Source organism: Pseudomonas sp. A1230, from assembly GCF_044218825.1.
GTDB classification, from domain to species: domain Bacteria; phylum Pseudomonadota; class Gammaproteobacteria; order Pseudomonadales; family Pseudomonadaceae; genus Aquipseudomonas; species Aquipseudomonas iridis.
Genome location: NZ_CP162582.1, coordinates 5,301,714 through 5,318,365, shown reverse-complemented (window position 1 = coordinate 5,318,365; position 16,652 = coordinate 5,301,714). Strand labels below are relative to the sequence as shown.

General features: G+C 61.3%; 1 protein-coding gene. It reads left to right on the top strand.

What is annotated here, in order from left to right; genetic code table 11:
* Window positions 1–358 precede the first annotated feature (358 nt).
* Window positions 359–16,597 carry a LapA family giant adhesin gene (locus tag AB4P97_RS24845; RefSeq protein WP_395601737.1) on the top strand — a complete coding sequence of 5,413 codons (16,239 nt, stop codon included), beginning with the start codon at window positions 359–361 and terminating at the stop codon, window positions 16,595–16,597.
* Window positions 16,598–16,652: the final 55 nt, after the last annotated feature.

Here is a 16,652-nt window from a genome sequence, read left to right as displayed (position 1 = left end):
GGTAAAAATTTCCCAGAACTTCTTGTCTTGAATCACAGCTAAACGTGCTGCTGTGTCGGATGATTGGCGACTGGATTGACCGTATGTCGGAAAGTTCAAAACAGGAACTGGTTCACATGCAAAAGGACAGGTCGCCGCGGAATATCAATGTGACATTAGTGGGACGATTGTTTAGGATGGCACCCAGAAGGTCAATAGTTTGGCATAAAGTTAATATCGAAAGATTATAGCCAAATTATTGACGATTAGAAGCGTCAAAACTTTTTTCGCACATTTTTAAAGTACGTCCAGACTGAATTGGCATCCATGCCTTCAGGTTCATGGAAGTCAACTGAACGTGACACCCGGAGAGTCTTCAATGAGCAGTGTTGTTGCCATCGTCAAAAGCATTGTTGGTCAGGTATTCGTGGTGTCCCCAGAGGGCGTACGCCGCGTGCTCGTTGAGGGCGACCGACTGTTTGTCGGCGATCAGATCGACACCGGTCTTTCCGGCGCTGTAACACTTGAATTGGCTGATGGCCGCACCCTGGATCTGGGTCGTGAAACCCAATGGAGCGCCAGCGCGCCCGACTCCAGCACTGACCTGTCCGAAGCCACCGCGCAGGCTGCGCCGTCTGTAGAAGAACTGCAGCAGGCCATCGCCGCCGGTGTCGACCCGACTACCGCACTCGAAGCCACCGCTGCCGGCCCAAGCGCCGCAGGTACGGGTGGTGCAGCCGGCGGCGGTCATAGTTTCGTGATGCTCGACGCCACGGCAGATCGCGTTGATCCGACTATTGGTTTCCCGACGGCGGGCATCAATTCGGCCGGTCAGGCTGCACAGAACATCACCGGGGGCCAGAACACCGACACCACGACGAATGCCCTGCGTGATTCGACCCTGAGCCTCAGCGCAACGCCGACCATCACCGAAGCCGGCGGCGTGCTGGTGTACACCGCGACCCTGACCCAGGCGCCGCTCACCGACCTGACCATCACCCTGTCCAACGGCTCGGTGATTGTCATTCCGGCCGGCTCGACCACCGGTACCGTCAACGTACCGCTGGCACCGAACGACTCGGTTTATAACGACCCGACCCAGATCGACGTGACCGTCACCGGCACCACCGGCGGCAACGGCATCACCGTGACGCCGCCGACCACACCGGCCACGACTCAGGTTACCGACACAATCGACACCACCACCGTCACTCTGACGGCGGGGCCGAATGTCACCGAAGGTGGCCAGATCACCTACACCGCGACCCTGACCAACCCGGCGCAAACGCCGGTCACCGTCACCTTGTCGAACGGCTCGACCATCACCATCGGCGCGGGTCAGACCACCGGCACCGTCAACGTACCGACCCCGGCCAACGACGTTTACAACAATGGCAGCACCGTCAGCACCACCATCACTGGCGCTACCGGCGGCAACTTCGAAAACCTGGTGCCGAACCCGACGCCAGCAGTGACCACCATTACCGACTCGGTCGACAACACCGGCCTGACCCTGACCGCGACCGGCAGCGTCACCGAAGGTGGCCAGATCACCTACACCGCGACCCTGACCAACCCGGCGCAAACGCCGGTCACCGTCACCTTGTCGAACGGCTCGACCATCACCATCGGCGCGGGTCAGACCACCGGCACCGTCAACGTACCGACCCCGGCCAACGACGTTTACAACAATGGCAGCACCGTCAGCACCACCATCACTGGCGCTACCGGCGGCAACTTCGAAAACCTGGTGCCGAACCCGACGCCAGCAGTGACCACCATTACCGACTCGGTCGACAACACCGGCCTGACCCTGACCGCGACCGGCAGCGTCACCGAAGGTGGCCAGATCACCTACACCGCGACCCTGACCAACCCGGCGCAAACGCCGGTCACCGTCACCCTGTCGAACGGCTCGACCATCATCATTGATGCGGGCCAGACCACCGGCACCGTCAACGTGCCGACCCCGGCCAATGACGTCTACAACAATGGCAGCACTGTCAGCACCACCATCACTGGCGCTACCGGCGGCAACTTCGAAAACCTGGTGCCGAACCCGACACCAGCAGTGACCACCATCACTGACTCGGTCGACAACACCGGCCTGACCCTGACCGCGACCGGCAGCGTCACCGAGGGTGGCCAGATCACCTACACCGCGACCCTGACCAACCCGGCGCAAACGCCGGTCACCGTCACCCTGTCGAATGGCTCGACCATCACCATTGACGCGGGCCAGACCACCGGCACCGTCAACGTGCCGACTGCGGCCAATGACGTCTACAACAATGGCAGCACTGTCAGCACCACCATTACCGGCGCTACCGGTGGCAACTTCGAAAACCTGGTACCGAACCCGACGCCAGCAGTGACCACCATTACCGACTCGGTCGACAACACCGGACTGAGCCTGACCGCGACCGGCACGGTGGCTGAAGGTGGTTCGATCATTTACACAGCGACCCTGACCAATCCGGCTGGCACGCCAGTGACCGTTACCCTTTCGAACGGTTCTGTCATCACTATCGACGCTGGCAACACCACCGGCACCGTGACAGTTCCGGCGCCTGCTGATGACGTCTATAAAGACGCCGGCAAAGTCGAAGCGACCATTGCCACGGTTACCGGCGGCAATTTCGAGAACCTTGTCCCGAGTACCACGCCCGCGGTGACCGAAGTCACTGACACCGTCGACACTTCGACCGTGAAACTGACCGCTGATACTTCGGTGGCGGAAGGTGGCACCGTCACTTACACCGCCACTGTTGGTGCGCCAGTGACCGGCTCGCCGGTTGTCGTGACCTTGGCCAACGGTCAGAGCATCACCATCGCCGTCGGCCAGACCACTGGCACCGTGACGGCTGCCGCGCCGAACGATGCGCTGGCCGGTAATGCACCGCTGACCAACTCGATCACCGGCGTTTCCGGCGGCAACTACGAAGACCTCGTGGCCGACAAGACGCCGGTTTCGACCACCGTGACCGACGTCGCGGACACCACCAACCTGTCGCTGAGTGCAACGGGTTCTGTGGCTGAGGGTGGCCAGATCACCTACACCGCCACCCTGACCAACGCTGCTGGCTCACCCGTCACCGTGACTCTGTCGAACGGTGCCGTGATCACCATTGATGCCGGCAAAACGTCCGGCACCGTGACCGTTCCGGCGCCTGCCGATGACGTCTATATAGACGCTGGCAAAGTCGAAGCGACCATTGCCACGGCGACTGGCGGCAATTTCGAGAACCTGGTGCCGAGCACCGTTCCAGCCGTCACTGAGATTACCGACACCGTCGATACCTCGACCGTAAAACTGACTGCGACCGAGTCCGCTGCAGAAGGTGGCACCGTCACTTACACCGCGACTGTCGGTGCACCGGTGACGGGTTCTCCAGTGACCGTGACCCTGGCCAACGGCCAGAACATCACCATCGCCGTCGGCCAGACCACTGGCACCGTGACCACCACCGCACCGAACGATGCATTGGTTGGCCAAGCCCCGGTCACCAACTCGATCACCAACGTGACGGGCGGCAACTACGAAAATCTGGTCGCTGACAAAACCCCGGTCAGCACCACCGTGACTGACACCACCGACACCACCAACCTGTCGCTGACGGCGACCGGTTCTGTGGCTGAGGGTGGCCAGATCACCTACACCGCCACCCTGACCAACGCTGCTGGCTCGCCAGTCACCGTGACTCTGTCGAACGGTGCCGTGATCACCATTGAGGCCGGCAAAACGTCCGGCACCGTGACCGTTCCGGCGCCTGCCGATGACGTCTATATAGACGCTGGCAAAGTCGAAGCGACCATTGCCACGGCGACTGGCGGCAATTTCGAGAACCTGGTGCCGAGCACCGTTCCAGCCGTCACTGAGATTACCGACACCGTCGATACCTCGACCGTAAAACTGACTGCGACCGAGTCCGCTGCAGAAGGTGGCACCGTCACTTACACCGCGACTGTCGGTGCACCGGTGACGGGTTCTCCAGTGACCGTGACCCTGGCTAACGGCCAGAGCATCACCATCGGTGTTGGCCAGACCTCCGGCACCGCGACAACGATTGCCCCGAACGATGCATTGACCGGCCATGCACCGCTGGTCAACTCGATCACCGACGTAACCGGCGGCAACTACGAAAACCTCGTGGCCGACAAAACCCCGGTCAGCACCACCGTGACTGACACCACCGACACCACCAACCTGTCGCTGACGGCGACCGGTTCCGTGGCCGAGGGTGGCCAGATCACCTACACCGCGACACTGACCAACGCTGCCGGTTCGCCAGTGACCGTGACTCTGAGCAACGGCTCTGTAATCACTATCGAAGCGGGTAAAACCACCGGCACCGTGACCGTTCCTGCGCCAGCCGATGACGTCTACAAGGATGCCGGCAAAGTCGAAGTGACCATCAAGGATGCTACCGGCGGCAACTTCGAGAACCTGGTGCCGAGCACCGTTGCGGCCGTCACCGACGTGACCGATACCGTCGACACCACCACCGTCAAACTGACCGCCAGCGAAACCGCGGCTGAAGGTGGCAGCGTCATCTACACCGCTACCGTCGGCGCCCCCGTGACGGGTTCACCTATCGTGGTGACCCTGGCCAACGGCCAGAGCATCACCATTGCCGTGGGCCAGACCACAGGCACCGCGACCACTACCGCACCGAACGACGTATTGACCGGCCATACACCGCTGACCAACTCGATCACCAACGTGACCGGCGGCAACTACGAAAATCTGGTCGCTGACAAAACCCCGGTCAGCACCACCGTGACCGACACCGTCGACACCACCAATATCAGCCTGAGCGCGACCGGTTCGGTCGCCGAGGGCGGCTCGATCATCTACACCGCCACATTGACCAATGCAGCCGGCACGGCCATGACCGTGACCTTGAGCAACGGCGCGGTGATCAACATCGCCAAAGGCGCGACTACCGGCACCGCCACCGTCGCAGCTCCCGACGATGACGTGTACAAGGACGCCGGCAAAGTCGACGCGAGCATCACCACGACCACCGGCGGCAACTTCGAGAACCTGGTGGTCGACAAGACCCCTGCCGTCACCGACGTTACCGACACCATCGACAACAGCACCGTTTCGCTGACCGCCACGGCGAGCACCGTTGAAGGTGGCGTGGTGGTTTACACCGCGTCCTTGACCGCGCCGGTCACCGGCTCCCCGGTTGTCGTGACCCTGTCCAACGGCCAGACCATCACCATCCCGGTCGGCGCCAGCAGCGGGAGCGTCAACTTCACTGCTCCGAACGATGCACTCGCCGGTGGCAACACCCTGAGCGTGAAGATTGACGGCACCAGCGGCGGCAATTACGAAAATCTGGTGGCGGACAAAACCCCAGCCGTGACTTCGGTAACCGATACGGTCGACACCACCAACCTTTCGCTGAATGCGACCGGTTCTGTTGCCGAGGGTGGCCAGATCACCTACACCGCGACCCTGACCAACGCTGCCGGTTCGCCAGTCACCGTGACTCTGAGCAACGGCTCTGTAATCACTATCGAAGCGGGTAAAACCACCGGCACCGTGACCGTTCCTGCGCCAGCCGATGACGTCTACAAAGACGCTGGTAAAGTCGAAGTCACCATTAAGGAAGCGACTGGCGGTAACTTCGAGAACCTGGTGCCAAGCACCACACCAGCCGTGACCGACGTTACTGACACCATCGACACCTCGACCGTCAAACTCACCGCAACCGAATCCGCGGCTGAAGGCGGCACTGTTACTTACACAGCGACTGTGGGTGCACCGGTTACCGGTTCGCCTGTGGTCGTGACCCTGGCCAACGGTCAGACCATCACCATCGGTGTCGGCCAGACCACTGGCACCGCGATAACGACTGCGCCGAACGATGCATTGACTGGCCACGCGCCGATCACCAACTCGATCACCGACGTAACCGGTGGCAACTACGAAAACCTCGTAGCTGACAAAACTCCAGTCAGCACCACCGTGACCGACACTGTCGACACTACAAACCTGTCGCTGACTGCGACCGGTTCCGTGGCTGAGGGTGGCCAGATCACCTACACCGCGACCCTGACCAACCCGGCCGGCACGCCGGTTACGGTGACCCTGTCGAACGGCGCTGTGATCACCATCGAAGCTGGCAAGACGTCTGGTACCGTGACCGTTCCGGCGCCGACCGATGACGTTTACAAAGATGCGGGCAAAGTCGAAGCGACCATTTCGACTGCCACTGGCGGTAACTTCGAGAACCTGGTTCCAAGCACCACACCAGCCGTGACCGACGTTACTGACACCATCGACACCTCGACCGTCAAACTCACCGCGACAGAATCCGCGGCTGAAGGCGGCACTGTTACTTACACAGCGACTGTGGGTGCACCGGTTACCGGTTCGCCTGTTGTGGTAACCCTGGCCAACGGTCAGACCATCACCATCGGCGTTGGCCAGACCACTGGCACCGTGAGCACCACCGCACCGAATGATGTGTTGACCGGTCATGCACCGCTGACTAACTCGATCACCGACGTAACCGGCGGTAATTACGAAAACCTCGTAGCCGACAAAACCCCGGTCAGCACAACCGTAACTGACACCACCGACACCACCAACCTGTCGCTCAGCGCCACCGGTTCGGTAAATGAAGGCGGCCAGATCACTTACACTGCGACCCTGACCAACGCTGCCGGTTCGCCGGTTACCGTGACCCTGTCGAACGGCTCGGTGATCACGATCGAGGCGGGCAAAACCACTGGTACCGTGACCGTTCCTGCGCCGACCGATGACGTTTACAAAGATGCCGGCAAAGTCGAAGCAACCATTTCGACTGCCACTGGCGGCAACTTCGAAAACCTGGTGCCGAGCACTGTGCCGGCCGTGACCACCGTCAACGACACCATCGACACCTCCACCGTGTCGCTGAGCGCCACCGCGAACGTCGCCGAAGGCGAAACCGTGGTCTACACCGCAACCGTGACCGCACCGGTGACCGGCTCCCCAGTCGTGGTAACCCTGTCCAACGGCCAGACCATCACCATCGCCGTGGGCGAAACCACCGGCACTGTGAACTTCGTCGCGCCGAACAGCCCATTGGCTGGCGGCAGCTCCCTGAGCGTGACCATCGACGGCGCCACCGGCGGCAACTACGAAAACCTCGCTATCGACGGCAAGCCCGCTGACACCGCGGTTTCGGACACCACCGACACCACCAACCTGAACCTGACTGCGACCGATTCGGTGGCTGAAGGCGGTTCGATCGTTTACACCGCGACGCTGACCAACCCGGCCGGCACGCCGGTTACGGTGACCCTGTCGAACGGCGCTGTGATCACCATCGAAGCTGGCAAGACGTCTGGTACCGTGACCGTTCCTGCGCCGACCGATGACGTTTACAAAGATGCGGGCAAAGTCGAAGCGACCATTTCGACTGCCACTGGCGGCAACTTCGAGAATCTGGTGCCAAGCACGGTTCCGGCCGTGACCGACGTTACCGATACCATCGACACCACCACCGTCAAACTGACCGCGACCGAGTCGGCAGCTGAGGGTGGCACTGTTACTTACACCGCAACTGTCGGCGCGCCGGTAACGGGTTCGCCGGTTATCGTGACCTTGGCGAACGGTCAGACCATCACCATCGGCGTCGGCCAGACCACTGGCACTGCGACAACGACTGCGCCGAATGACGCGTTGACTGGTCATGCGCCAATCACCAACTCGATTACCGCGGTGAGCGGCGGTAATTACGAAGATCTGGTGGCTGACAAAACCCCGGTTTCGACAAACGTCACCGACACCGTCGACACCACCAACCTGTCGCTGACCGCGACCGGCAGCGTGGCCGAGGGTGGCCAGATCACCTACACCGCGACCCTGACCAATGCTGCTGGCTCGCCAGTGACCGTGACTCTGAGCAACGGTGCCGTGATCACCATTGATGCCGGCAAAACGTTCGGTACTGTGACCGTTCCGGCGCCGACCGATGACGTCTACAAAGACGCGGGCAAAGTCGAAGCGACCATTTCGACTGCCACTGGCGGCAACTTCGAGAATCTGGTGCCAAGCACCGTTCCAGCCGTGACCGACGTTACCGATACCATCGACACCACCACCGTCAAACTGACCGCGACCGAGTCGGCAGCTGAAGGTGGCACTGTCACTTACACCGCAACTGTCGGTGCTCCAGTAACGGGTTCGCCGGTTGTCGTGACCTTGGCTAACGGCCAGACCATCACCATCGGCGTCGGCCAGACTACCGGCACCGCGACCACCATTGCGCCAAACGACGCGTTGGCTGGTCATGCGCCGATTACCAATGCGATCACCGAGGTGAGCGGCGGTAATTACGAAGATCTGGTGGCTGACAAGACGCCTGTTTCGACAACTGTGACTGACACCGTCGACACCACCAACCTGTCGCTGACGGCAACCGGTTCTGTGGCCGAGGGTGGCCAGATCACCTACACCGCGACCCTGACCAACGCTGCTGGCTCGCCAGTGACCGTGACTCTGAGCAACGGCTCGGTAATCACTATCGAAGCGGGTAAAACCACCGGCACCGTGACCGTTCCGGCACCTGCCGATGACGTCTACAAAGACGCTGGCAAAGTCGAAGTCACCATTAAGGAAGCGACTGGCGGCAACTTCGAGAACCTGGTGCCAAGCACCGTTCCGGCCGTGACCGACGTTACCGATACCATCGACACCACCACCGTCAAACTGACCGCGACCGAATCGGCGGCTGAGGGTGGCACTGTCACTTACACCGCAACTGTCGGCGCGCCGGTAACGGGTTCGCCGGTTGTCGTGACCTTGGCTAACGGTCAGACCATCACCATCGGCGTTGGCCAAACCACTGGCACCGCGACCACCATTGCGCCAAACGACGCATTGGCTGGTCATGCGCCGATTACCAATGCGATCACCGAGGTGAGCGGCGGTAATTACGAAGATCTGGTGGCTGACAAGACGCCTGTTTCGACAACCGTGACTGACACCGTCGACACCACCAACCTGTCGCTGACCGCGACCGGCAGCGTGGCCGAGGGTGGTCAAATCACCTACACCGCGACCCTGACCAACGCTGCTGGTTCGCCAGTGACCGTGACTCTGAGCAATGGCTCGGTAATCACTATCGAAGCGGGTAAAACCACCGGCACCGTGACCGTTCCGGCGCCGACCGATGACGTCTACAAAGACGCGGGCAAAGTCGAAGCGACCATTTCGACTGCCACTGGCGGTAACTTCGAGAACCTGGTGCCAAGCACCGTTCCGGCCGTGACCGACGTTACCGATACCATCGACACCACCACTGTCAAACTGACCGCGACCGAATCGGCGGCTGAGGGTGGCACTGTCACTTACACCGCAACTGTCGGCGCGCCGGTAACGGGTTCGCCGGTTGTCGTGACCTTGGCTAACGGTCAGACCATCACCATCGGCGTTGGCCAAACCACTGGCACCGCGACCACCATTGCGCCAAACGACGCATTGGCTGGTCATGCGCCGATTACCAATGCGATCACCGAGGTGAGCGGCGGTAATTACGAAGATCTGGTGGCTGACAAGACGCCTGTTTCGACAACCGTGACTGACACCGTCGACACCACCAACCTGTCGCTGACCGCGACCGGCAGCGTGGCCGAGGGTGGTCAAATCACCTACACCGCGACCCTGACCAACGCTGCTGGTTCGCCAGTGACCGTGACTCTGAGCAATGGCTCGGTAATCACTATCGAAGCGGGTAAAACCACCGGCACCGTGACCGTTCCGGCGCCGACCGATGACGTCTACAAAGACGCGGGCAAAGTCGAAGCGACCATTTCGACTGCCACTGGCGGTAACTTCGAGAACCTGGTGCCAAGCACCGTTCCGGCCGTGACCGACGTTACCGATACCATCGACACCACCACTGTCAAACTGACCGCGACCGAATCGGCGGCTGAGGGTGGCACTGTCACTTACACCGCAACTGTCGGTGCTCCAGTAACGGGTTCGCCGGTTGTCGTGACCTTGGCTAACGGCCAGACCATCACCATCGGCGTCGGCCAGACTACTGGCACCGCGACCACCATTGCGCCAAACGACGCGTTGGCTGGTCATGCGCCGATTACCAATGCGATCACCGAGGTGAGCGGCGGTAATTACGAAGATCTGGTGGCTGACAAGACGCCTGTTTCGACAACTGTGACTGACACCGTCGACACCACCAACCTGTCGCTGACGGCAACCGGTTCTGTTGCCGAGGGTGGCCAGATCACCTACACCGCCACCTTGACCAACGCTGCTGGTTCGCCAGTCACCGTGACTCTGAGCAACGGCTCTGTAATCACCATCGAAGCGGGCAAAACCACCGGTACCGTAACCATTCCTGCGCCAGCCGATGACGTCTACAGAGACGCCGGTTCAGTACAGGCAACGATCAGCACCGCCACCGGTGGCAACTTCGAAAACCTGGTGCCAAGCACTGTTCCCGCAGTGACCAGCGTCACCGACACCATCGACACCACCACCGTGAAGCTGACCGCCACCGGCACAGCGGCTGAAGGCGGCAACGTCGTCTACACCGCTACCGTCGGAGCACCAGTGACCGACTCGCCTGTCGTCGTGACACTGGCCAACGGTCAGACGATTACTATCGGCGTCGGCCAGACCACTGGCACCGCGACCTTCGTTGCGCCGAACGATGCATTGACTGGCCACGCGCCAATCACCAACTCGATCACCGACATAACCGGCGGCAACTACGAAAACCTCGTAGCCGACAAAACCCCGGTCAGCACCACCGTGACCGACACTGTCGACACCACCAACCTGTCGCTGACCGCGACCGGTTCTGTTGCCGAAGGTGGTCAAATCACCTACACCGCGACGCTGACCAACGCTGCTGGTTCGCCAGTGACCGTGACCCTGTCGAACGGCTCGGTCATCACCATCGACGCTGGCAAAACTACCGGCACCGTGACCATTCCTGCGCCGACCGATGACGTCTACAGAGACGCCGGTTCCGTGCAGGCAACGATCAGCACCGCCACAGGTGGCAACTTCGAAAACCTGGTGCCGAGCACGACGCCAGCAGTGACCAGCGTCACCGACACCATCGACACCACCACCGTGAAGCTGACCGCCACCGGTACAGCCGCTGAAGGCGGCAACGTCGTCTACACCGCCACTGTCGGTGCTCCAGTCACCGGTTCGCCGGTTGTTGTGACCCTGGCTAACGGTCAGACCATCACCATCGGCGTCGGCCAAACCTCTGGCACTGCGATAACGACTGCGCCGAATGACGCGTTGACCGGTCACACCCCGCTGACCAACTCGATCACCAACGTAACCGGCGGCAACTACGAAAACCTCGTAGCCGACAAAACCCCGGTCAGCACCACCGTGACCGACACTGTCGACACTACAAACCTGTCGCTGACTGCGACCGGTTCTGTGGCCGAAGGTGGTCAAATCACCTACACCGCGACGCTGACCAACGCTGCTGGCTCACCAGTGACCGTGACCCTGTCGAACGGCTCGGTCATCACCATCGACGCTGGCAAAACCACCGGTACCGTAACCATTCCTGCGCCAGCCGATGACGTCTACAGAGACGCCGGTTCCGTGCAGGCAACGATCAGCACCGCCACCGGTGGCAACTTCGAAAACCTGGTGCCAAGCACTGTTCCAGCAGTGACCAGCGTCACCGACACCATCGACACCACCACCGTAAAGCTGACCGCCACCGGTACAGCGGCTGAGGGCGGCAACGTCGTCTACACCGCCACTGTCGGTGCTCCAGTCACCGACTCGCCTGTCGTCGTGACATTGGCTAACGGCCAGACCATCACTATCGGCGTCGGCCAGACCACTGGCACCGCGACCTTCGTTGCGCCGAACGATGTGTTGACCGGTCACGCGCCGATCACCAACTCGATCACCAACGTAACCGGCGGCAACTACGAAAACCTCGTAGCCGACAAAACCCCGGTCAGCACCACCGTGACCGACACCGTCGACACCACCAACCTGTCGCTGACCGCGACCGGCAGCGTGGCCGAAGGTGGTCAAATCACCTACACCGCAACGCTGACCAACGCTGCCGGTTCGCCAGTCACCGTGACTCTGAGCAACGGCTCTGTAATCACCATCGAAGCGGGCAAAACCACCGGTACCGTAACCATTCCTGCGCCAGCCGATGACGTCTACAGAGACGCCGGTTCCGTGCAGGCAACGATCAGCACCGCCACAGGTGGCAACTTCGAAAACCTGGTGCCAAGCACTGTTCCAGCAGTGACCAGCGTCACCGACACCATCGACACCACCACCGTGAAGCTGACCGCCACCGGCACAGCGGCTGAAGGCGGCAACGTCGTCTACACCGCCACTGTCGGTGCTCCAGTCACCGGCTCGCCTGTCGTCGTGACACTGGCCAACGGTCAGACGATTACTATCGGCGTCGGCCAGACCACTGGCACCGCGACCTTCGTTGCGCCGAACGATGTGTTGACTGGTCATGCGCCAATCACCAACTCGATCACCAACGTAACCGGCGGCAACTACGAAAACCTCGTAGCCGACAAAACCCCGGTCAGCACCACCGTAACCGACACCGTCGACACCACCAACCTGTCGCTGACCGCGACCGGCAGCGTGGCCGAGGGTGGCCAAATCACCTACACCGCGACGCTGACCAACGCTGCTGGTTCGCCAGTCACCGTGACTCTGAGTAACGGCTCGGTCATCACCATCGACGCTGGCAAGACCACCGGCACCGTGACCGTTCCTGCGCCAGCCGATGACGTCTACAGAGACGCCGGTTCCGTGCAGGCAACGATCAGCACCGCCACAGGTGGCAACTTCGAAAAACTGGTGCCGAGCACGACTCCGGCCGTGACCAGCGTCACCGACACCATCGACACCACGACTGCCAGCATCACCGGCAGCACCTCGGTAACTGAAGGTCAGACCGCCAGCTATACCGTCAGCCTGACGCACCCGGCGCAAACCGAGGTGACCCTGAAAATCGTCTACAGCGGCACCGCTGCCGACGGTTCGGACTTCACTGGCGTGTACACCGTGAAGATCCCGGCCGGCGCCAGCAGCGCGCAGTTCAACGTCGCGACCCTCGATGACAAGATCACCGAAGGCACCGAGAACTTCGTGGTCAAGATCGACTCGGCCACTGGCGGGAACTTCGAGAATCTGGCGGTCAGCACCACCAATGGCAGCGTCAGCACCTCGATCATCGACAACGATGCGCCACCGGTTATCGATCTGGACGCCAACAACTCCAGCGGCGCCACCGGGGCCGACTACAAGGTGACCTTTACCGAGAACACACCGGGCGCCGGCGTGTCGATAGCCGACACCGATATCAGAATCACCGACCCGGACAGCACCATGCTGACCGGCGCTACCGTTGTGCTGACCAACCGTCAGGACGGCGATGCGCTGAATCTGGGCAACAGCGTCAACGGCATCACGATCAATGCAATCAGCACCAACGGCACTGTCACCCTGACTCTGTCGGGTAACGCGACGCTTGCCGATTACATGCAGGCGATCAAGAACATCAGCTTCACCAACAACAGTGAAGATCCGAGCACCGTGCCGCGCATCATCACCGTGACCGTGACCGATGGCGGCAACTACTCCAACACCGCAACCACCACAGTCAATGTGGTGGCGGTGAACGACGCACCGGTTGCAGCGCCGATCAACGTCACCGGCACCGAAGACACCCCGCTGATCCTGGGCTGGTCGACCTTCGGCGTGACCGACGTTGACAGCCCGGCCAGCAGCCTCGGGGTGAAAATCACCCAACTGCCGGGTGAAGGCAAACTGCAGTACCTCGACGGTTCGACCTGGAAAGACGTCGCCAACAACCAGACCTTCAGCAAGGCTGACATCGACGCTGGCAAGCTGCGCTTCATGCCTGACGCCAACGAGTCGGGCGTGAACGGTTATGGCGGCACCGGCATGGGCAACAACCAGGCCGACTATGCGCAGATCAAGTTCCAGCCAACCGACGGCCAACTGCTGGGCAATACCGGCACCGTGAAGATCGACATCACGCCAGTGGCGGACGCTCCGACTCTGGGCGTCGCCGACAATAGCGTGAGGTCGACCGGGCTGATCAAGGAAGTCTGGACCGGTCTGTCGGGCCTTGGCACCAACGGCAACGGCGCAGACTCGACCACCCTGAAGAACGTGATCGACGGCGCGGGTACGCCTAACTCCAGCGGCAGCGTGACCAACGTGCAGTCCGACGGCAGCGTGACGGCTGGCACCGCATCGAAAACGTCGGGCCTGATCTACCTGGAAGCCGGCAAGACCTACAGCTTCAGTGGTGTGGCCGACGACAGCCTGCTGATCACCATCGGCGGCAAGAACGTGGCGTCGGGTACCTGGGGCGCGGGCGGCGCGATCAGCGGTTCGTTCACCCCGACCACCAGCGGCTACTACACCCTGGACATCTACCACCACAACCAGAGTGGCCCGGGCAGCTATGACGTGAACCTGTCGGTCAACGGCAGCACGCCAATTGACCTGAGCAGCGCTGGCGTGCCGATCTACACCGGCGTGCAGGATCTGGTGAACTCCGGCGTGACCGTCTCCGACCTGCACGGTACTAACGGCGAAGGCTATTACGACGGCTACAAACTCAACACCGGCGCCGAAGGCACCACGGTGAAACTGTCGGCGATCAACACCGCGCTGACCGACACCGACGGCTCGGAAACCCTGAGCGTGAAGATCAGCGGCGCACCGGTCGGTTCGGTACTGAGCGACGGCGCCGGCCATAGCTTCACCGTCACCGCGAGCAACGGCGAAGCCAACGTCACCGGTTGGAGCCTCGGTAGCCTGACCGTGACCCCGCCCACCTACTACAACGGCCAGTTCAACCTGACCGTGACTTCGACCTCCACCGAAGCCGTGGGCGGTTCGGCCAGCAGCACTGCGACCATTCCGGTCACCGTGGTACCGGCGGTCTACAACGCCATTACCGCGACTTCGGCTGATGACAATGTCGTCGGTACCGATGGCAACGACATCATTGTTGCCGACATCGGCGGTTTGACCGTAGTGCCGGGCACCAACTACAACATCGCGTTCATGGTCGACAGCTCCGGCAGTATGAGCACCTCGTCGCTCAACTCGGCCAAGGACTCGCTGACCTCGGTGTTCAACACCCTCAAGCAGAGCCTGGGCGGCAGCAACTCGGGCACGGTGAACATCTTCCTGGTGGACTTCGATGCCCAGGTCAATAAATCGGTGTCGGTAAACCTCAACGATCCGAGCGCGCTGACCCAGCTCAAGGCCGTGCTGGACTCCATGACGTCCGGCGGCGGTACCAACTACGAGGACGTGTTCAAAACTACGGCCAACTTCTTCCAAAGCACCGAAGCGGTAGCCAACACTGGTGCGAAGAACCTGACGTACTTCATCACCGATGGCCAGCCGACCTACTACCAGACCGGCGAATCGACCAACCCGTACCTGTACGGCAACAAAACCCTCGATAGCCTGATCACCACCACCAACTATAAGTTGGGGACCGCCGTCAGCCTGTATCCGGACAGCTCGCACCAGATCGATATCAGCGCGAACGGCTCTGTGAAGGTCTGGACCAAGTCGGGCGGCAGCTGGTCGTACCAGAACTTCAGCGGCACACTGCACGCCCAGGGCGACGGCACCTACGAGTTCTCCGGCCTGGCGGGCAGCGGTAACAGCACCGATTACTACACCACTGCCAACTCCAGCAGCAGCTTCTCGTTGCTCAGCAACCTGTCGAACGTCGAAGCCATCGGCCTTAACAGCGGTGTCAGCCTCAACGACCTGAAACCGTACGATTCGGACAAGACGCCGCAAACCAACATTGATCCGAAAGACCTGGCCAACTCGATCATCGGCCACACCGAAGCGACGATGCCGGGCAACGACACCGTCAACGGTGGTGCCGGCAACGACATCCTGTTCGGCGATCTGGTGAGCTTCAACGGCATTGCCGGCGAGGGTTACCAGGCAATGCAGGCGTTCGTCGCCAAGGAAACCGGCGTCGAGGTCAGCAAAGTCAGCACCAGCAATGTGCACCAGTACATCACCGAGCACTATCAGGCGTTCGATGTGTCCGGTTCGCATGACGGCAACGACACCCTGTTGGGCGGCGCGGGCAATGACATCCTGTTCGGCTCGGGCGGCAACGATTTGCTCGACGGCGGCAAAGGCAATGACATCCTGCTGGGCGGTACCGGCAACGACACGCTGATCGGCGGTCAGGGCAATGACATCCTGATCGGTGGTTCCGGTGCCGACACCTTCGTCTGGAAGGCGGGCGACACCGGCAGCGACGTGATCAAGGACTTCAAGGCCAGCGAAGGTGACCGTATCGACTTGCGTGATCTGTTGCAGGGCGAAACCGGCAGCACCATCGACAACTTCCTGAAGATCACCACGGTCGATGGCACGTCGTCGCTGCAAGTCAGCTCGGCAGGCAAGTTCAACTCGGGCGACGCCGCCGCAGCAACGCCGGACGTGACGATCAAACTGGAAGGCAACAACTGGTCGAGCGCCAACATCCACAACCTGATTGCCGGCAGCGACCCGACCATCAAAGTCGACCACAACAACAGCTGATCCACGTAAAAAACGGCCGCCCTTCCAGGGCGGCCGTCACGTTTGTGATGAGCGC